The organism is Roseibaca calidilacus, assembly GCF_001517585.1.
GTDB lineage: Bacteria > Pseudomonadota > Alphaproteobacteria > Rhodobacterales > Rhodobacteraceae > Roseinatronobacter > Roseinatronobacter calidilacus.
Genome location: NZ_FBYC01000004.1, coordinates 351,644 through 370,144, shown reverse-complemented (window position 1 = coordinate 370,144; position 18,501 = coordinate 351,644). Strand labels below are relative to the sequence as shown.

The following is an 18,501-nucleotide window of genomic DNA, read 5'->3' as shown; positions in this document are numbered from 1 at the left end:
CGTCACCTGCCCGACAACGTGCGTCACAAGCGTTGCGTCACGCTTCGTTATACTTGTAACCGATCCCATACAGCGTTTCGATCGACGAGAATTCAGTATCAACCGAACGCATCTTCTTGCGCAAACGCTTGATGTGACTGTCGATCGTGCGATCGTCAACATAGACTTGGTCATCATAGGCCACGTCCATCAATTGATCGCGCGACTTCACAACACCGGGGCGCTGCGCAAGCGCTTGAAGCAGCAAAAATTCGGTGACGGTCAGGGTGACATCTTCACCTTTCCACTTCACCTGATGGCGCAGCGGGTCCATTTCCAGGTTGCCCCGCACAAGGATCTTGGCTTCCTCGCCCGCTTCAACCACACCTTCATTGGCCTGTTTGCGGCGCAGCAAAGCGCGGATGCGTTCGACCAGCAAGCGCTGCGAAAACGGCTTCTTGACATAGTCATCCGCCCCCATGCGCAGGCCAAGCACCTCGTCAATCTCATCATCTTTCGAGGTCAGGAATATGATCGGCATCTGGGTTTTCTGACGCAACCGTTGCAACAATTCCATGCCATCCATGCGTGGCATCTTCATGTCCAGCACGGCCATATCCGGCAATTTGCGATTGAACGCATCCAAGGCTTGTTGACCGTCATTATATGTCTCAACCTCGAACCCTTCGGCTTCCAGGCAAATCGACACTGAGGTCAAAATGTTGCGGTCATCATCAACCAATGCGATTTTCGACATCTGCCTGTCCTTTTTTCACTGCTCTAGCCTGGCGAATTTGCCTTATTTTTGCCACAACTATGCCGAAATCAGCGTTCCGTGCAACAAAAATTGTGCAATACCCCCTTTACAGCCCGATTCGCCTCGGCAGACATGCCGATCTGCAACAGGATCGTGCATGCCAAAGATTGATATTGCGCTAACTTTGGGTTGGTTGCGCTAACGGCAACAATCTCGCCTATGAATCGCCTCAATCGTGGTGTTAAAGCCAATGCGTGGACAGTCGCGCTTGCCGCGGCGCCGCGTATCAAGCTATTGCGCAGCCCTTGCGCAGCATTTCCTTACGCCAGATGGAGCAGGCACCCATGTCACACCCCCGCGTAAACCCGAACCAACGCTTGGAAGATCAAGGCATCATCGGCGTTGCGCGGGCGTATTACAACTTGCTGGAACCCGCGCTGATGACCGAAGCCATCGCGCGTGGCGAGGGCAAGCTGGGTCTGGGTGGCGCGTTTTTGGCCACGACTGGCGCGCATACGGGCCGCTCGCCCAAGGATAAATTCGTTGTCCGCCGCCCCAGCGTGGAATCCGAAATCTGGTGGGACAATAATGCGCCCATGGACCCTGACGCGTTCGAGCGGCTGTATCAGGACATGCTGGCCCATGTTCAGGGCCGCGACATGTTCGTGCAAGACCTGTATGGCGGCGCTGACCCCGCGCATCGGCTGGACGTTCGTGTCGTGACGGAACTGGCATGGCATGGGCTGTTCATCCGCCACCTGCTGCGCCGCCCCGAAGCCGCAGAGCTGGAAAGCTTCGTGCCCGAATTCACCATCATCAATTGCCCCAGCTTCAAGGCCGATCCGGCCCGCCATGGCTGCCGGTCGCAAACCGTGATCGCGCTGGATTTCGAACGCAAGCTGATCCTGATCGCGAATACCGCCTATGCGGGCGAGAACAAGAAGTCCGTCTTTACTCTGCTGAACTACCTGCTGCCCCAGAAAGGCATCATGCCAATGCATTGCTCGGCCAACCACGCCATTGGCAACCCGGATGATGCGGCCGTGTTCTTTGGCCTGTCGGGCACCGGCAAAACCACCTTGTCGGCGGACCCCGCGCGCATTCTGATCGGGGATGACGAACATGGCTGGTCCGACAGCGGCATCTTCAACTTCGAGGGCGGCTGCTACGCCAAGACCATCAACCTCAATGCCGAAGCCGAACCCGAAATCTACGCCACGACCCACCGTTTCGGGTCGGTCGTGGAAAACATGGTCCACGATCCCGATACGCTGGAGTTGGATTTCGAGGATGACAGCCTGACCGCGAATACCCGCGTGGCCTACCCGCTGGATGCAATTTCGAACGCGTCCGAAACGTCTTTGGGCGGGGTGCCGAAAAACGTCATCATGCTGACCTGCGACGCGTTCGGCGTGCTGCCGCCCATTGCACGGCTGACCCCGGCACAAGCGATGTATCACTTCCTGTCGGGCTTCACCTCGAAAGTGGCGGGGACCGAACAAGGTGTCACCGAACCGCAACCGACATTTTCCACCTGTTTCGGCGCACCGTTCATGCCGCGCCGCCCCGAAGTTTATGGCAAGCTGCTGCAAGAAAAGATCGACCAGTTCGGCGCGGAATGCTGGCTGGTCAATACCGGCTGGACAGGCGGGGCCTATGGCACCGGCTCTCGTATGCCCATCCGGGCCACACGGGCGCTGCTGACAGCCGCGCTGGACGGATCATTGAAGGATGTCGAATTCCGCCGCGATGAGAATTTCGGCTTCATGGTGCCAGTGTCGGTGCCCGGCGTGGCCGATGTGCTGCTGGACCCGCGCCGCACTTGGGACAACCCCGAAGCCTATGACGCCCAAGCGCGCAAACTGGTCGAGATGTTCGCCGAGAATTTCGCGCAATATGTGCCTTTTATTGACGACACGGTGAAAGAGGCCGCGATCGGCTGATTGCAGGAATCGACTGAAAGAAACCCCGGCAGCCCTATGGTTTGCCGGGGTTTCTTATATCAAGCGCTTGGACAATCGTGCGTTACCGGTTCGCGCGAATGATGTTGGCACCAAGCCCGGTCATCAGCCCTTCAAACACCGGGAAGGACGTGGCAATCGGGCTTGCGTCATCGACCGTGATCGGTTTGGCGCTGACCATCCCCAGACACAGGAACGCCATGGCAATGCGGTGGTCCAGATGGCTGGCCACGGTCGCCCCGCCCGGCACCTGCGCCATGCCATAAACGGTCAGGCTATCCTCGGTTTCGTCCACGCGCACACCGCAGGCTTCCAAGCCGCGCGCCATGGCGTCGATCCGGTCGGATTCCTTGACACGCAATTCCTTGATGCCGGTCATGACGGTCACGCCTTCGGCGGTCGCGGCCAGCGCGGCAAGGATCGGGTATTCATCGATCATGCTGGCGGCGCGTTCGGGCGGCACGTTGATGCCTTTCAGCGCACCGAACCGCACGCGCAGATCGGCGACAGGCTCGCCCCCTTCCTCGCGCGGGTTTTCCAGAACCAGATCGGCACCCATTTCCTGCAATGTCAGGAAAATGCCATTTCGCGTGGGGTTTTGGCTAATACCAGGCACAAAAATGTTCGAATCTTGCACCATCAGCGCCGCGCAAACCGGAAAGGCGGCAGAGCTTGGGTCACGCGGCACAGCCACATCCTGCCCAGTCAATTCGGGCTGGCCGGTCAGGGTAATGACGCGGCCCTCATCCGTATCCTCCACCGTCAGCTCTGCCCCGAACCCGCGCAGCATCCGCTCGGTATGGTCGCGGGTCGGCTCGCCCTCGATGACCACGGTTTGCCCCGGCGCATTCAACCCGGCCAAAAGCACTGCCGATTTCACCTGTGCAGACGGCATGGGCACGCGGTAGCGCACCGGCACGGGGTTCGCCGCGCCAACCACCGTCATCGGCAAGCGCCCACCATCGCGGCCCACCGCCTGCGCGCCAAACAGTGCCAGCGGGTCGGTCACGCGGCCCATTGGGCGTTTCACAAGGCTGGCATCGCCGGTGAAACTGGCCGTGATCGCGGTCGTGGCCATCGCCCCCATAATCAGGCGCACGCCAGTGCCGGAATTGCCGCAATCGATAACGCGGTCGGGTTCGGCAAAGCCGCCAACGCCCACGCCCTGCACCGTCCAGTCGCCGGGGCCATGCTGGATCACCTCTGCCCCGAAGGCGCGCATGGCGCTCGCGGTGTCCAGCACGTCTTGGCCTTCCAACAACCCGGTGATGCGGGTTTCGCCCACCGAAAGCGCACCCAAGATCAGCGCGCGGTGCGAGATGGATTTATCGCCCGGCACCTCTGCCACGCCCGAAAGCGGGCCGGATTTGCGGGCGGTCATGGGGATCGCGGGGCCGTGGCCGGACATGGGGCAACCTTTCGAAAGACGGTTTGCGGGGCTGATAACGCAACCCGCCTGCCCCGTCCATAACCTACACCGCCCACTATACCTTGCCGCGCGAATGCGGTATGTGCCGCCGAACCTGTCAATAGGAGACCGACATGGGCTATAAGATCGTCGTCGTTGGTGCCACCGGCAATGTGGGCCACGAAATGCTGAATATCCTCGCAGAGCGCGAGTTCCCGGTCGATGAGATCGCGGCACTGGCCTCGCGCCGGTCGCAAGGGACCGAGGTCAGCTTTGGCGATCGAACTTTGAAATGTCAGGATCTGGAACAGTTCGATTTCACCGGCTGGGATATCGCGCTGTTTGCGATTGGCGGCGAAGCCACCAAAACCTACGCGCCCCGGGCCGCCAAGGCGGGCTGCGTGGTGATCGACAATTCGTCGCTGTATCGCTACGACCCCGACGTGCCGCTGGTTGTGCCCGAAGTGAACGCCGCCGCCGTCGACGGCTACACCAAGAAGAACATCATCGCGAACCCCAATTGTTCGACCGCGCAGATGGTCGTGGCGCTGAAGCCGTTGCATGACCGTGCGCGCATCAAGCGTGTCGTTGTCAGCACCTACCAATCCGTGTCGGGCAGCGGCAAGGAAGCCATGGATGAGTTGTGGAACCAGACCAAGGGCATGTTCGTGCCCGGTCAGGAAGTGGCGCCCAGCGTTTACCCCAAGCAGATCGCCTTTAACGTGATCCCGCATATCGACGTGTTCCTGGACGATGGGTCGACCAAGGAAGAATGGAAGATGGTCGCGGAAACCAAGAAAATCATGGACCCTTCGATCAAGCTGACCGCAACCTGCGTGCGCGTGCCGGTTTTCGTCGGCCATTCGGAATCGATCAATATCGAATTCGAGGATTTTCTGGACGAAGACGAGGCCCGCGACATCCTGCGCGAAGCGCCGGGTATTCTGGTGGTCGATAAGCGCGAAGCGGGTGGCTACATCACCCCGGTTGAATGCGTCGGCGAATATGCGACCTATATCAGCCGCATCCGGCAGGACAGCACCATCGACAATGGCCTGAACATATGGTGCGTGTCGGACAACCTGCGCAAAGGGGCTGCGCTGAACGCGGTGCAAATTGCCGAAGTGCTGGGACAGCGCTGCCTGAAAAAAGGCTGATCTGTTCAAGATGACATCAAGGCGCGGGGTGCGCGACCCCCGCGCCTTTTTCCTGCGTGGCCGCATAGCGGAAAACCACCACGGCGGAACTGACGCCAAAACTGTCGCAATCGCCCCTGTTCGACCCGCGCGGCCCCGATATAGCCATAGCAGAACGCGACACCATACCGCAGGGGGGACACATGAGCTTCAAGACAGATATCGAAATCGCCCGCGAGGCGCAGAAACGCCCGATACAAGAGATCGGCGCGAAACTGGACATTCCGACCGAACATCTGCTGCCCTTCGGGCATGACAAGGCCAAGGTCAGCCAAGAATTCGTGGCGCAGGCGCGCGCGGCCAAGCGTGGCAAGCTGATCCTTGTGACCGCGATCAACCCGACCCCTGCGGGCGAAGGCAAGACCACCACCACCGTGGGCTTGGGCGATGGGCTGAACGCAATCGGCAAGAAAGCGGCGATCTGTATCCGCGAAGCCTCGCTTGGGCCAAACTTCGGCATGAAAGGGGGTGCTGCGGGCGGTGGCATGGCGCAAGTCGTGCCGATGGAAGACATGAACCTGCATTTCACTGGCGATTTCCACGCCATCACATCGGCCCATAATCTGCTGTCGGCGATGATCGACAACCATATTTACTGGGGCAACGCGCTGGACATCGACGAACGTCGCATTGTCTGGCGGCGGGTGATGGACATGAATGACCGCGCGCTGCGGGATATGGTGGTCAGCCTTGGCGGCGTGTCGAACGGTTTTCCGCGCCAAACCGGCTTTGACATTACCGTGGCGTCCGAGGTCATGGCGATCCTGTGCCTGGCCGCCGATCTGGACGATCTGCAACGCCGTCTGGGCGATATTGTCGTGGCCTATACCCGCGAGAAGAAAGCCATCACCTGCCGCGATATCGGGGCCGAAGGCGCGATGACCGTGCTGTTGAAAGACGCGATGCAGCCCAACCTTGTGCAGACGCTGGAAAACAATCCCGCCTTCGTGCATGGCGGCCCGTTTGCCAATATTGCGCATGGCTGCAATTCGGTGGTGGCAACACAAACCGCGCTGGGGCTGGCCGATTACGTCGTGACCGAAGCGGGCTTTGGTGCGGACTTGGGCGCAGAGAAGTTCTTCGACATCAAATGCCGCAAAGCAGGGCTGGCCCCGTCGGTTGCTGTGATCGTGGCCACCGTGCGCGCGATGAAGATGAACGGCGGCGTGGCGAAAGCTGACCTTGGTTCGGAAAATGTAAGTGCAGTGGAAAAAGGCTGCCCGAATCTGGGCCGCCATATTGAGAATGTGAAAGGGTTTGGTGTTCCCGTGGTGGTCGCCATCAACCATTTCCACAGCGATACCGAAGCCGAGGTGCAGGCGGTGAAGGATTACGTTGCCGAACAAGGCGCCGAAGCAATCCTGTGCCGCCACTGGGCCGAAGGGTCCAAAGGGGTGACGGAACTGGCCACCCGCGTGGCGGAACTGGCCGATGCCGACCAAGCGCAATTCGCCCCGCTCTACCCCGACGAGATGCCGCTGTTCGACAAGATCCAGACCATCGCGCGGCGTATCTACCGCGCCGATGATGTGCTGGCGGATGACAAAATCCGCGCGCAGTTGAAAGAATGGGAAGCGGCAGGCTATGGCAACCTGCCGATTTGCATGGCCAAGACGCAATATTCCTTCACCACCGACCCAACCCGGCGCGGCGCGCCCACGGGCCATTCGGTGCCAGTGCGCGAAGTGCGGCTATCGGCGGGCGCGGGCTTTATCGTGGTGATCTGCGGCGAGATCATGACCATGCCGGGCCTGCCGCGCAAACCGGCGGCCGAGAGCATTCGCTTCAATGAGGAAGGGCTGATCGAGGGGCTATTCTAAAAGGAATGACGGGACGCCGCTCGCCGGGCCGGTGCGGCCCGGCGTCGCCCCGCCCGCCATCCCGTATTTCCACATTTGCAGTTGCAGCATGACCGGTCTAGGACAGCAGGGCATGATCCGTTCATAAAGGCCAACTGCAATGCTCAACCCGAAAACCTGCACCGATATGGCGCAACTTCGCGCTCAGATCGACCAGATTGACAAAGAGCTTGTCGCGTTGCTTGCGCTGCGCGCCAAGCATATCGACCGGGCCATAGAATTGAAACCGGGCGAAGGGCTGCCCGCACGGATTGACGCAAGGGTGAATGATGTTCTGGACAAGGTCACATCACACTCCCAAACCAATGGGCTGGACCCGGCGCTGGCGCGCGCGCTGTGGTCTGAACTGATTGACTGGTCCATCGCCCGCGAGGAACGGGTTTTGGGACGCAACGAAAAGGGCTGCGAATGACCGCCACGCTGATTGACGGGAAAATCATTGCACAGGCCATGCGCGACGAGGTGGCGCGCGATGTTGCCGAGTTGGATCGCAGTGGCTGGGCCCCCAAGCTGGTGTCTATCACTGTGGGCGATGGGGCGGCCTCGGCGCTCTATGTGCGCAACCAGCAAAAACAGGCCGAAGCCTCTGGCGTGGAGTTCGAGCAGCGCACCTACCCGGCCGAGATTTCGCTGGAGCAACTGACCGGTGTTCTGAACGGGTTGAACAGCGATCCGCGCGTGCATGGCATTATCATCCAGCGCCCCTTGCCCGCGCATATCCCTGTCAAGGCACTGCAAAAGGCGGTGCATCCGCTGAAAGACGTCGAGGGGATGCACCCCGCATCGATCGGCAATATCGTCTATAACGATCTTGCGCTTGGCCCCTGCACCGCTGTTGCGGCGGTCGAGATGCTGAAAACCCTTCCCTTGCAGGTTGAAGGGTTGGACGTTGTCGTTATCGGCCATTCCGAGATCGTGGGCAAACCCATTGCCTTTCTGATGATGGGGCTGGGGGCGACGGTCACCGTCTGCCACCACATGACGCGGCAAGTGGCGGTGCATTCGCGCCGCGCCGATGCCGTTTTCGTGGCCGTGGGCCGCCCCGGTCTGGTGACAGGAGAGATGTTGAAACCCGGCGCAGCGCTGATTGATATCGGGATAAACCGGGTCGATGGCCGCACCGTGGGCGATGCCGATTTCGACAGCTGCGCCGAGGTCGCGGGCTGGATCACGCCGGTTCCCGGCGGCGTTGGCCCGGTCACGGTCGCAACATTGTTGAAGAACGCGGTTCTGGCGGCGCAGATGCAGCGGGACCATTATGCGGCAAGCTACGCCGCCGGTTGACCAGCAAGGAGAGCATGATGTCTGCCACCCTGATTGACGGAAAAGCCTTTGCCGCGCGTGTGCGCGCCAAGGTTGCGGATCATGTCACGCGGCTGCGTGAAGAACATGGGCTGGTGCCCGGTCTGGCGGTGGTTCTGGTCGGTGAAGACCCGGCAAGCCAGGTCTATGTGCGGTCCAAGGGCAAACAAACAGTCGAAGCCGGAATGGCATCTTTCGAACATAAGCTGGATGTAGACACATCAGAGGCCGATCTGCTGGCGCTGATCGCCAAGCTGAACGCCGACCCCAAAGTTCATGGTATTCTTGTGCAGTTACCGCTGCCCGCTCATCTGGATTCGGACCTTGTTATCAACAGCATTGTCCCGGCCAAGGATGTCGATGGCTTTCACATTTCGAATGTCGGCCTGTTGGGCACGGGCCAGAAAAGCATGGTGCCCTGCACCCCCTTGGGCTGCCTGATGATGCTGCGCGACCATCATGGCAGCCTGTCGGGGATGACCGCGGTGGTGGTCGGGCGCTCGAATATCGTGGGCAAGCCGATGGCGCAACTTTTGCTGGGCGAAAGCTGCACGGTCACGATTGCGCATTCGCGCACCAAGGATCTGGCCGATGTCTGCCGCCGCGCCGATATTCTGGTCGCCGCCGTGGGCCGCCCCGAGATGATCCCCGGCGATTGGGTGAAACCCGGCGCGACCGTGATAGACGTGGGAATCAACCGGGTCGAGGGAGCCGAGGGCAAGACCAAGCTGGTGGGCGATGTGGATTTCGAAAGCTGCGCCAAGGTCGCCGGGGCCATTACCCCCGTGCCCGGCGGTGTTGGCCCGATGACAATTGCCTGCCTGCTGGCCAATACCGTCACCGCCTGCTGCCGCGCCAATGGGCTGACCGAACCCGAAGGGCTGACCGCCTAAGCGCCTATTTCAGCTTGGAAAACAAGACCCGACCCATCAGTCGGGTCATGCTTTGCGGGGCCACGCGCCCCGCCAATACGGCGAGCTTCGGACCGAGGCCGGGAACAACAACAAAACTACGACTGCGCAGCACCGCCTGCGCGGCGCGCTCGGGCGACATGCGCCCCTTGGCACTGGAACCTTCGGGCGCGTAGCGGGTCGCATGGGGCGTGTCCATCGGGCCGGGGCAAGCCAGTTGCACGCGCACCCCGCGTTTGCGCATTGGCGCGCGCAAGCTGCGCGCGAACCCGGCCAGCCCATCTTTGCTGGCCGCATAGCTGGCGGCACCCGGATAGCCGGTAAAGCAGGATAGCGACGCGATGAACACCAGCCGCGCGCCGGGGGCAAGCGCGTCTTTCTCCAGCATCTGCACAAGCCGGATCACACCTGCCAAGTTCACTGCCGTGACCTTGTGATGGTCCTGCAACGGGATGTCTTCGAACCGCCCGGTGGCGCTGATCCCGGCGGATAGCACCACAAGGTCAAACGGCCCCTGCGCGGCCAGCCAATCCGCCAGCGCGGCCCATGCGGCGAGGTCTGGGCTGGCCATATCATGGGCGTGAAAAACACCCGGCCCCGGCACCCGATCCAGCACATACACGATATCGCCGCGCGCCGCACAGGCGCTGGCCACAGCCGCGCCAAACCCGCTGGCCCCGCCAGTTATCAGAACCTTCATGCCGCCCCCTTCACCAGCCGGTGCAAGCCCACGCGCAGGAAGGACACGGTTTGCCTGTCTGCGCCGCGCGGGGCGCCAAGCGCGGATAGAAGCGCGGCAGCGGTCTGGCGCGGCGGCAGGAACAGGCGGTCTGCGAAATCGGGGTTGCGCCCGGCGCGCGCAGACATACCGGTCGCGACCGGGCCGGGGTGCAACACGCGCACCGTGGTCCGCCCGCGCCATTCCTCTGCCAAGGCGCGCCCGAAGCCGTCAAGCGCGGCCTTGCTGGCGGCATAGACGGGCATTCCCGCCGCGCCCTTATGCGCCACGGACCCGATCAGACCAAGCCTACCGCCGGACAAGACCGGGTGCAGCGCATGGGCAAGGGTTATATTGGCGTTCAGGTTAGTTGCCAGCACGCGAGCCATCGCATCGGGGGTTTCTTGCGCCAAGGGGCGGTAAAACCCCGCGCCCGCGCTCAGAACCGCGGCGTGCAGCGGCCCCTGCCCCGCAACCCACTCGGCCAGTTGCATGACGGCGGCCAAATCCGCCAGATCGCAGGGCAGATAAGCGCAATCGGGGAAATCTGCGGGCAGTTCAGCCAGCGCGCGACGCCCCGAGGCCAGCACGGTGTCACCCCGCGCCGCCAAGATACGAACCATTTCCAGCCCCAAGCCGGACGAGGCCCCGGTCACGAACCACACCATATTTGCCCCTTGCTGCGCCTTCATGTCGCTACAAGGTGCGGCCCGGCCCAGCAAGAGCGGGCCGGATCACAAGCCTGTCACGGAATCAGCTTGGCGACGATCAGATCGGCGGCTTCTCCGGCGCTCAACTGCGTGGTGTCGATGCGGATCTGCGGCGCTTCCGGCGGCTCGTAGGGCGAATCGATGCCTGTGAAGTTCTTCAACTGCCCGGCGCGGGCCTTCGCATACAGCCCCTTCACGTCGCGCTTTTCCGCCTCTGCCAGCGGGGTGTCGATGAATATCTCCATGAACTCTCCCGGCTGCATCATGCTGCGCACCATCTCGCGTTCCGACCGGAAAGGAGAGATGAAGGCTGTGATCACGATCAGGCCGGCATCGGTCATCAGGCGGGCCACCTCGCCCACACGGCGGATGTTTTCTACCCGGTCGGCATCGGTAAAGCCCAGATCCTTGTTCAGCCCGTGGCGCACATTGTCGCCATCCAGCAGATAGGTGTGACGGTTCATCCGTGCGAGCTTCTTTTCCACAAGATTCGCAATGGTGGATTTGCCCGACCCGGACAAGCCCGTCATCCACAGCACCATTGGCTTTTGGTTTTTCATGCTGGCATGATGTTCGCGGCTGATATCGGTCGCTTGCCGGTGAATATTCTGCGCCCGGCGCAACGAGAAATGGATCAACCCGGCCCCCACGGTGCGGTTGGTCATCTTGTCGATCAGGATGAACCCGCCAAGGTCGCGGCTCCCCTCATAGGGCACGAACGGAATGTCGCGGTCGACAGTCACATTCGCCACGCCGATCGCGTTCAGGTCCAGCGTTTTGGCGGCCAAATGGTCCATCGTGTTGACATTGACCTGATACTTGGGCTGCGCCACCGTCGCGCTGACGGTTTGCGGCCCCAGTTTCAGCCAATAGGCACGACCGGGGGTCATTTCGACCTCGTCCATCCAGATCACGGTCGCTTCGAACTGGTCAGCCACTTCAACCGGGGTCTGCGCCGCACAGATGGTTTGGCCGCGCGAACAGTCGATTTCATCACTCAGGCACAGCGTGACCGCTTGGCCCGCCACCGCTTGCGGCAGATCGCCATCCATGGTGACGATCCGCGCAATGGTCGATGTTTTGCCCGAGGGCAGCACGCGCACGCTGTCGCCCACAGCCACGCTGCCAGTGGCGATGGTGCCGGAAAAGCCACGAAAATCCAGATTCGGGCGGTTCACCCATTGCACGGCCATGCGGAAGGGTTTGTCTTGTTCGACCGATTGGTTCAGTTCGACCGTTTCCAGATGCTCTAGCAGGACCGGGCCGTCATGCCACGGTGTGTTGTCGCTGCGGGTGGTGATGTTATCGCCCGCAAGCCCCGAGATCGGGATCGCGGTAAATTCAGTTATGCCAATGCTTTCGGCGAAGTCCCGGTAGTCGGCGACAATCGCGTCATATTTCGCGCGGTCATAGCCGACCAAATCCATTTTGTTCACGGCCAGCACGATGTTGCGAATGCCGATAAGATGGGCAAGGTAGCTGTGCCGCCGCGTCTGGGTCAGCACGCCTTTGCGCGCGTCGATCAGGATGACGGCCAGATCGGCGGTGGACGCCCCGGTGACCATGTTGCGGGTGTATTGCTCATGGCCCGGCGTGTCGGCCACGATGAACTTGCGCTTTTCCGTCGCAAAGAAACGATACGCCACGTCAATGGTGATGCCCTGCTCGCGTTCCGCCGCCAGACCGTCAACCAACAGCGCGAAATCAATGCCTTCGCCTTGGGTGCCAACACGCTTGCTGTCGGCTTCCAGCGTGGCCAATTGATCCTCGAAAATCATCTTGCTGTCATACAGCAAGCGCCCGATCAGGGTCGATTTGCCGTCATCGACCGATCCGCAGGTGATGAAGCGCAGCATGGTCTTGTGCTGGTGAATTTCCAGATATTTATCAATATCTTCGGCAATCAGCGCGTCGGTTTGGTAAATATCGGACATCAGAAATACCCTTCCTGCTTCTTCTTTTCCATCGACGCGGCTTGGTCATGGTCAATGGCGCGACCCTGCCGTTCCGACGTGGTGGTCAACAGCATTTCCTGAATGATCTGCGGCAAGGTCGTCGCGGTCGATTCCACGGCTCCCGTCAGCGGGTAGCAGCCCAAGGTGCGGAACCGGACAGAGCGCATGACGGGTTCTTCGCCGTTCAGCGGGAAGCGGTCGTCATCAACCATCAAGAGCATGCCGTCGCGTTCCACGGTCGGGCGCGGGGCGGCATAATACAGCGGCACAATGTCGATGTTTTCCAAGTGGATATACTGCCAGATATCCAACTCGGTCCAGTTCGACAGCGGAAAGACACGCATGGATTCACCCTTGGCCTTGCGGGCGTTGTAGTTGCGCCAAAGCTCTGGACGCTGGTTTTTCGGGTCCCACCGATGCGCGGCGGTGCGGAAGCTGAGAATGCGTTCCTTGGCGCGGCTCTTTTCTTCGTCCCGGCGCGCGCCACCGAAAGCGGCGTCAAACCCGTGCAGGTCCAGCGCCTGTTTCAGCCCTTCGGTTTTCCACATATCGGTGTGCAGGCCGCCATGGTCGAACGGGTTGATACCCTGGCGCAGCGCATCGGGGTTCTGGTGCACGATCAGTTGCATCCCGGCCTTGCGCGCGGCGGCCTCGCGCATGGCATACATGGCCTTGAACTTCCATGTCGTATCCACATGCAATAGCGGGAAGGGCGGCGGCGAAGGAAAGAACGCCTTTTTCGCAACATGCAGCATGCAAGCGCTGTCCTTGCCGACGCTATACAGCATGACCGGGTTCTCGGCCTCTGCGACAACCTCGCGCATGATGTGGATGGCTTCGGCTTCCAGCCGTTGCAGGTGGGTCAAATTCGTTTGGGTCATATCCGCTCCGCCAGTTGGGCTTGGATATTGGATAACCTTGCGCTAATTTGCCCAAACCCCCCAAATGGGGGTAAAGGCGTGAAATGATCGCAAACGAAGACACAGAGATCCTGCTGGCGCTGGGACATGCCACGCGCGATGGCCATGCTTGGGGGCATGTCTTGGCGCTTCTATGCGGCCAGATGCAGGCCAGCCGCGCCACGCTGTTCACCGAAAGGGCAGTCCATGGCGCCGCCGTGCCGCACCCCGATTGCTTTGCCGTGTTGCGCCCCAACCGGGTGTATACCGCCGAAGAGCTGACAGACCGCGCGGGGCCGTTTGACCCCGATTTCAGCACGGGTGACCATAGGGTGATTGCGGCACAAGGGCCGCGGATCTGTCTGTGGCTGCACCGGGCGCGCGGCGTGTTTCGCGCGCGTGACAGCTCGCGTCTGTCCAGCCTGATCCCACATGTGGCGCAGGCCGTGGCGCTGGCGCAAGAGCGGGCCACCCTCGCCGCCGCGCTGGACCGCGCGCAAAGCCTGCAATGGCGTGCGGGCTTGGGGTTGATCGGGCCAGAGGGGCCTGACAGCACCGCCGCGCGCCTGCTGGCCGAAGCGGGCACCCATGCGCCAAGCCTTGCACCCGGAACACTGGCCAAACCGCCGGGCGGTCTGTCGGCTTATGGCCTGCCCGATGGCAAAACCTTGCTGCGCTTTAACCGCCCCCTGCCCGCGCCAGAGCAGATTGCCCCTGCCCTTGGGCTAACGCTATCGGAAGCGCGGCTTGCCCGGGCCTTGGGGCAAGGTCAGTCCTTGCAAAAAGCAAGCGCCGCCCTTGGCCTAACCCGCGAGACAGGGCGCAGCTACGCCAAGCAAATCTATGCGAAAACCGGGGTTTCGGGGCAAAGCGGGTTGATGCGGCTGCTGTGGAGCAGCGCCTTGGCCTTTGGATAGCCGGTCACACCCCGACTTCGGGCCCCGGACAGATCAGCGGACGGGGGCTTTGCTGCACTTCATAAAGCTCGGTGTCGCCGTCACCCATGGAGCGCGCGTTCAGCCCGTCCTCACCTTTCCAGAAGATCCAGCAATGCTCTTCGGACGGATAATTGTCATAAACAAAGCAGATCTGCTCACCGCGCGGAAACCAGCTTCCCTCAAGGCATTCTTCCTGCATGAAGGCCCAAGTGGTGCGGCGGCCTTCACGAAATTCTTCTACGCCGTAGGATTGCCCGTCAAAGCCGAAGGTCAGGGTGCGCCCCGTGACATAGGCTTCAAACTCGGCCGCAGTCATCGGGGTTTGCGCCTGCGCGGGCAAAGCCAAAACCAAAAGCGCCAACAGGATACGGATCATGCAGCCTCCATCCGGGCCAGAACCTTGTCGACCCGTTTGTCCATCAGTTTGAACCACAAGGGCGGGATCAGTGCAATGATCCCCATCGCGGGCAGCGAATAGGGCAAAACCGGCATATCCTCGGGCAAGCGCAGCGCAGGGTAGACACGCCCCGGATTGGCGTGATGGTCAGAATGCCGCGAGGCATTGACCATCATATGCGACGAGAACCAATGCGGGCTGTTCCAGCTATGGTGAATCGTCTGCGGCTCATAGCTGCCATCGGGCCGCTTGCGCCGCGCCAGCCCGTAATGTTGCAGGTAATCCACCATCGCCAGTTGCGATTGCGCGTAAAAGCACAGGCCCAGATAGGCCAGAACGCCCGCGCCCCCAAAAGCCAGCCAAAGCACCAGCACAAAGGCCAAAGCGCCCCCCACATATTCGACATAGGGGTTCATCCGCCCCGCGCGCGCCGCGCGCGCACGCTCGACCGCATAGCCACGCGTGAAACTGCGCACCCAGCCGCGCGGGAAATAGGCGTAAAAGCTGCGGCCCTTGGGCGGGAAATTCGGGTCCAGCGGGGTTGCCACATGGGCATGGTGCAACAACCGGTGCGCCGTGGTGTGATGGCCATAAAGCATGGAGATATAGACCCATTTGCCAAGGCCAAAGAGCGCTTTCTGGCTGCGGTGGATCAGCTCATGCGCGTTGGAATTGCTGACTTGGCCAAAGAACAAGCCAAAGCCGAAAAAGGCCAGAACCTGTTCCAGCATGCCCAAGCCCGTCGCGCCCGATACCGTCGCCACGCCCAAGGGGATAAGCGCCAGATGTGCCAGCGCCAACACGACCGACAGCCGGTTTGCCGCGCGTTCGGTGCTTCCGGGCGCGCCGTCGCGGCTGGCCATGGCAAGGGCTTCATCCAGCCCGAAGGCAAAGAACGACGTGTATAGCGCGGCGGCCCACAGCCACAGCCCGCCGTTAAAGGTGCCGATTGTCAGGAACAGCACAGGCGGCAAGCTGGCAAGGGCGAAGGGCAAGACAGGGTGTTTCATGCAACGTGACCGGATTGATTTTGCCGCAAGATAGCACAGCCGCCCGAAACCGCCATGCGGCGCGTTGCAAGGCGCGTGCATCTTCCCCTTTGATGCGCAATGCGGTAGCCCTGTTGTGAACAATCAGGGCGCGGATCGCATGTCGTTTTTCAAAAAACTCAAAGATCGTATGTTCAAGTCTTCCTCGAAGCTGAAGGACGGGCTGGATGCGCTGGTCGAAGACGGCGCCGAGCACGACGCCCCCAAGCCCGAGCCGGGGCTTCTGGGCCGGGTCATGGGCACGGCCCCGCGCCGGGTGCTGGATGACGACATGCTAGAGCAGTTGGAAGACCTGCTGATCGCCGCTGATATGGGCGTAGAGACGGCGGGCCGCGTAACTGCGAACCTTGCCGAGGGGCGGTTCGGGCGCAAACTGTCAGTGCCAGAGATAAAATCCGCGTTGGCCGCCGAAATCGCCCGCATCATGGACCCCGTGGCCAAGCCCCTGCCGCTTTACCCCGCGCGCCCGCAGGTGGTGCTGGTGGTGGGCGTGAACGGTGCGGGCAAGACCACGACCATCGGCAAGCTGGCCAGCCAGTTCCGCGCGGCGGGCAAATCGGTAATGATCGCGGCGGGCGACACGTTTCGCGCCGCCGCCGTCGAGCAGTTGCAAGTCTGGGGGCAGCGCGCCGGCGTGCCGGTGATGACCGCGCCCGAAGGGTCCGACCCGGCCAGCTTGGCGCATGACGCGCTTGTCCGCGCGCGGGCCGAGGGCGTGGATTTGCTGATGATCGACACCGCCGGGCGGCTGCAAAACCGCACCGACCTGATGGAAGAGTTGGCGAAAATACTGCGCGTGCTGCGCAAGCTGGACCCGGACGCGCCGCATAACACGCTGCTGGTGCTGGACGCGACAACAGGCCAGAACGCGCTGAACCAGGTCGAGATTTTCCGCAAATTGGCCGATGTGTCTGGGCTGGTCATGACCAAGCTGGACGGCACGGCGCGCGGTGGTGTGCTGGTGGCCTTGGCCGACCGCTTTGGGCTGCCCATTCACGCCATCGGGGTGGGAGAGCAGATTGACGATCTGCAAGCCTTCGACCCGGAAGAATTCGCGCAAGCCCTTGTCGGCGGCGAGTTAACCGGCGCGGACGCCGACTAACCCCTACCGCTTGCCTTGCGCCAAGGCTGGATCAGTAATCGACAATAACCGTGTCGGCGATCAATTCATCCAGCATTATGTCAGAGCGCGCGCTCAGCCGGTCGTTGAACAGGCTGTTCTCGATCTGGCTATCTCTTGGGCGTGGGTCTTGTTCCAGCTCGCGGCGGCAAAGCATCAGAACGACCAGATTGTCGCCTTCGACCGTGTTCGCCGATGTCTCAAACCGGTCCAGCCGCGCCAGTTCCACCGCGTCGCTTTGCGGGATGGACTGCATCAGCGCCTCGTGGTCGGTGATGGACCCATCTGGCAGGCCCGCGGCATAAGGGTCCAGACCGTCGCAATGCTGCACGCGGTCACGGATATCGGCATAGGTCGCCAGCGTTTCCGGGCTGCGGCCACCGGGCAGAAGCAGGCGCTTGTAGGTCAGCTTCACCCGCTCCGCCGGAATGTCGCGCGTGCTATCGACTGCGCGCAACTGGAAGAAAGCAATCGCACCGCTCAATTCGATCGGGCCAACAATCTGGCCCGGCTCTGCGGCACCAATCGGGCCGCCGATCTGTCCGGGCAACTGCTCCAGCGCCACCCAATCCAGCCGCCCCCCGCGCTCTCGGCTGCCTGCCAGCGAATATTCCCGCGCAATTTGCGAAAACTCTTCAATGCTGCGCGCATTCTCGATCAGCCCCACGATTTGCGCGACCGGATCTGCGTATTGCGGGTCTGCGGGCAGAAATATCTCGGAAATCAAAACCCGCTTCGTGCCCCGAATTGCGGCGACATCGCGCGCGCGGGCAATCTCTGTGGCGGTCACGTTAGTGGTTGGGCCAAGCTCTGGCCCCACGATCTTGCGCCACAACAGCCCCACCTCGACAAAGGCCTCGAACGACTCGCGGTCCACACCGCCGTCTGCAAGCTCTGCGATGAAGGCTTCGGTTTCCAAATCGGCACGGCCGGCAAATTCGGCCATGCCTTCGACCAATTCATCGGGTGTCACCCGCACGCCCATGCGGCGCGCGTGGTTACGCTGCACGGCCTCTGCGGTCAGGCGCGAAATCGCCTCTGCACGGATATCGGTGGCGCTGGCATTCAGCAATTCAAGGAATGCGATGCGCTGTGACACGTCATATTCGGTGATAACCCGATCCCCGACCTTGCGCACCGCCGAAAACGGGCTTTGGGCCAATGCGGGGCCCGCTGCAATCTGGAACACAGCCAGCACGACAAGGGCAAGGCCGATCAGGCTGGCGCGAAAAGACAATGTGTCAGGCATCTGAATTTGATCCGTTTTGCTGCAAGGCGCGCCGGGTCAAACTGCACCGGCGCAACCGCTTTGCTAGGGCATACACCACCCTATGCGTGATGT

17 protein-coding genes are annotated in these 18,501 nt (G+C 61.6%); 8 read left to right on the top strand and 9 right to left on the bottom strand.

The window, feature by feature from the left end; translation table 11 throughout:
• Positions 1-37: 37 nt before the first annotated feature.
• Positions 38-736, bottom strand: a complete 699-nt coding sequence (locus tag AWT76_RS05255; RefSeq protein ID WP_072245421.1) for a response regulator transcription factor — start codon at positions 734-736, stop codon at positions 38-40.
• Between the two features lie 344 nt (positions 737-1,080).
• Between AWT76_RS05255 and AWT76_RS05250 the strand changes: the two genes are divergently transcribed.
• Positions 1,081-2,679: a phosphoenolpyruvate carboxykinase gene (locus AWT76_RS05250; protein ID WP_072245420.1), complete on the top strand. Its 1,599-nt coding sequence runs from the start codon at positions 1,081-1,083 to the stop codon at positions 2,677-2,679.
• Between the two features lie 82 nt (positions 2,680-2,761).
• Here the strand turns inward: AWT76_RS05250 and aroA are convergent, their stop codons facing one another.
• Positions 2,762-4,105, bottom strand: a complete 1,344-nt coding sequence (gene aroA, locus AWT76_RS05245; protein ID WP_072245419.1) for a 3-phosphoshikimate 1-carboxyvinyltransferase — start codon at positions 4,103-4,105, stop codon at positions 2,762-2,764.
• A gap of 134 nt (positions 4,106-4,239) precedes the next feature.
• On the opposite strand from aroA, the gene AWT76_RS05240 reads away from it, so the two are divergent.
• From AWT76_RS05240 to folD, 5 genes are all read left to right on the top strand, one after another.
• Positions 4,240-5,262: an aspartate-semialdehyde dehydrogenase gene (locus AWT76_RS05240; protein ID WP_072245418.1), complete on the top strand. Its 1,023-nt coding sequence runs from the start codon at positions 4,240-4,242 to the stop codon at positions 5,260-5,262.
• Between the two features lie 182 nt (positions 5,263-5,444).
• Positions 5,445-7,121, top strand: coding sequence for a formate--tetrahydrofolate ligase (locus tag AWT76_RS05235; RefSeq protein ID WP_072245417.1), 1,677 nt, complete (start codon positions 5,445-5,447; stop codon positions 7,119-7,121).
• A 139-nt stretch (positions 7,122-7,260) separates the two neighbouring features.
• Positions 7,261-7,572 carry a chorismate mutase gene (locus AWT76_RS05230; protein ID WP_072245416.1) on the top strand — a complete coding sequence of 104 codons (312 nt, stop codon included), beginning with the start codon at positions 7,261-7,263 and terminating at the stop codon, positions 7,570-7,572.
• Positions 7,569-8,444, top strand: coding sequence for a bifunctional 5,10-methylenetetrahydrofolate dehydrogenase/5,10-methenyltetrahydrofolate cyclohydrolase (locus AWT76_RS05225; RefSeq protein ID WP_072245415.1), 876 nt, complete (start codon positions 7,569-7,571; stop codon positions 8,442-8,444). Before AWT76_RS05230 ends, AWT76_RS05225 begins: the two co-directional genes overlap by 4 nt.
• Before the next feature lie 17 nt (positions 8,445-8,461).
• Positions 8,462-9,355, top strand: coding sequence for a bifunctional methylenetetrahydrofolate dehydrogenase/methenyltetrahydrofolate cyclohydrolase FolD (gene folD / locus AWT76_RS05220; protein ID WP_072247479.1), 894 nt, complete (start codon positions 8,462-8,464; stop codon positions 9,353-9,355).
• A gap of 4 nt (positions 9,356-9,359) precedes the next feature.
• Here folD and AWT76_RS05215 read toward each other — a convergent pair whose 3' ends face one another.
• From AWT76_RS05215 to cysD, 4 genes are all read right to left on the bottom strand, one after another.
• On the bottom strand, positions 9,360-10,073 hold the full coding sequence (locus tag AWT76_RS05215) for an SDR family NAD(P)-dependent oxidoreductase (RefSeq protein ID WP_072245414.1): 714 nt from the start codon (positions 10,071-10,073) through the stop codon (positions 9,360-9,362).
• The gene (locus tag AWT76_RS05210) at positions 10,070-10,759 is read right to left on the bottom strand and encodes an SDR family NAD(P)-dependent oxidoreductase (RefSeq protein ID WP_072247478.1); all 690 of its coding nucleotides are present in this window, start codon (positions 10,757-10,759) and stop codon (positions 10,070-10,072) included. The genes AWT76_RS05215 and AWT76_RS05210 overlap by 4 nt, the downstream gene beginning before the upstream one ends.
• Positions 10,760-10,836: 77 nt before the next feature.
• Positions 10,837-12,735 carry a sulfate adenylyltransferase subunit CysN gene (cysN, locus tag AWT76_RS05205; RefSeq protein WP_072245413.1) on the bottom strand — a complete coding sequence of 633 codons (1,899 nt, stop codon included), beginning with the start codon at positions 12,733-12,735 and terminating at the stop codon, positions 10,837-10,839.
• On the bottom strand, positions 12,735-13,670 hold the full coding sequence (gene cysD / locus AWT76_RS05200) for a sulfate adenylyltransferase subunit CysD (protein WP_281179116.1): 936 nt from the start codon (positions 13,668-13,670) through the stop codon (positions 12,735-12,737). Before cysD ends, cysN begins: the two co-directional genes overlap by 1 nt.
• Before the next feature lie 50 nt (positions 13,671-13,720).
• Here cysD and AWT76_RS05195 point away from each other — a divergent pair, with 50 nt between their 5' ends.
• On the top strand, positions 13,721-14,572 hold the full coding sequence (locus tag AWT76_RS05195; protein WP_072245411.1) for a helix-turn-helix transcriptional regulator: 852 nt from the start codon (positions 13,721-13,723) through the stop codon (positions 14,570-14,572).
• 4 nt (positions 14,573-14,576) lie between these two features.
• On the opposite strand, the gene AWT76_RS05190 is transcribed toward AWT76_RS05195, so the two are convergent.
• Both AWT76_RS05190 and AWT76_RS05185 read right to left on the bottom strand, forming a co-directional pair.
• Complete coding sequence (locus AWT76_RS05190) at positions 14,577-14,969, bottom strand: hypothetical protein (protein WP_072245410.1); 393 nt, start codon at positions 14,967-14,969, stop codon at positions 14,577-14,579.
• A complete protein-coding gene (locus tag AWT76_RS05185) occupies positions 14,966-16,000 on the bottom strand; it encodes an alkane 1-monooxygenase (RefSeq protein ID WP_072245409.1) in 1,035 nt (344 codons plus the stop codon). Before AWT76_RS05185 ends, AWT76_RS05190 begins: the two co-directional genes overlap by 4 nt.
• A 139-nt stretch (positions 16,001-16,139) precedes the next feature.
• Here AWT76_RS05185 and ftsY point away from each other — a divergent pair, with 139 nt between their 5' ends.
• A complete protein-coding gene (gene ftsY / locus AWT76_RS05180) occupies positions 16,140-17,141 on the top strand; it encodes a signal recognition particle-docking protein FtsY (RefSeq protein ID WP_072247476.1) in 1,002 nt (333 codons plus the stop codon).
• 31 nt (positions 17,142-17,172) lie between these two features.
• Here the strand turns inward: ftsY and AWT76_RS05175 are convergent, their stop codons facing one another.
• Entirely contained in the window at positions 17,173-18,408 is a 1,236-nt protein-coding gene (locus tag AWT76_RS05175) for a peptidylprolyl isomerase (protein WP_072245408.1), read from the bottom strand.
• Between the last annotated feature and the right edge of the window lie 93 nt (positions 18,409-18,501).

Coding starts and splice junctions, on each gene's coding strand:
- AWT76_RS05255 (WP_072245421.1), bottom strand. CDS start 736: ATGTCGAAAATCGCATTGGTTGATGATGACCGCAACATTTTGACCTCA.
- AWT76_RS05250 (WP_072245420.1), top strand. CDS start 1,081: ATGTCACACCCCCGCGTAAACCCGAACCAACGCTTGGAAGATCAAGGC.
- aroA (WP_072245419.1), bottom strand. CDS start 4,105: ATGTCCGGCCACGGCCCCGCGATCCCCATGACCGCCCGCAAATCCGGC.
- AWT76_RS05240 (WP_072245418.1), top strand. CDS start 4,240: ATGGGCTATAAGATCGTCGTCGTTGGTGCCACCGGCAATGTGGGCCAC.
- AWT76_RS05235 (WP_072245417.1), top strand. CDS start 5,445: ATGAGCTTCAAGACAGATATCGAAATCGCCCGCGAGGCGCAGAAACGC.
- AWT76_RS05230 (WP_072245416.1), top strand. CDS start 7,261: ATGCTCAACCCGAAAACCTGCACCGATATGGCGCAACTTCGCGCTCAG.
- AWT76_RS05225 (WP_072245415.1), top strand. CDS start 7,569: ATGACCGCCACGCTGATTGACGGGAAAATCATTGCACAGGCCATGCGC.
- folD (WP_072247479.1), top strand. CDS start 8,462: ATGTCTGCCACCCTGATTGACGGAAAAGCCTTTGCCGCGCGTGTGCGC.
- AWT76_RS05215 (WP_072245414.1), bottom strand. CDS start 10,073: ATGAAGGTTCTGATAACTGGCGGGGCCAGCGGGTTTGGCGCGGCTGTG.
- AWT76_RS05210 (WP_072247478.1), bottom strand. CDS start 10,759: ATGGTGTGGTTCGTGACCGGGGCCTCGTCCGGCTTGGGGCTGGAAATG.
- cysN (WP_072245413.1), bottom strand. CDS start 12,735: ATGTCCGATATTTACCAAACCGACGCGCTGATTGCCGAAGATATTGAT.
- AWT76_RS05195 (WP_072245411.1), top strand. CDS start 13,721: ATGATCGCAAACGAAGACACAGAGATCCTGCTGGCGCTGGGACATGCC.
- AWT76_RS05190 (WP_072245410.1), bottom strand. CDS start 14,969: ATGATCCGTATCCTGTTGGCGCTTTTGGTTTTGGCTTTGCCCGCGCAG.
- AWT76_RS05185 (WP_072245409.1), bottom strand. CDS start 16,000: ATGAAACACCCTGTCTTGCCCTTCGCCCTTGCCAGCTTGCCGCCTGTG.
- ftsY (WP_072247476.1), top strand. CDS start 16,140: ATGTCGTTTTTCAAAAAACTCAAAGATCGTATGTTCAAGTCTTCCTCG.
- AWT76_RS05175 (WP_072245408.1), bottom strand. CDS start 18,408: ATGCCTGACACATTGTCTTTTCGCGCCAGCCTGATCGGCCTTGCCCTT.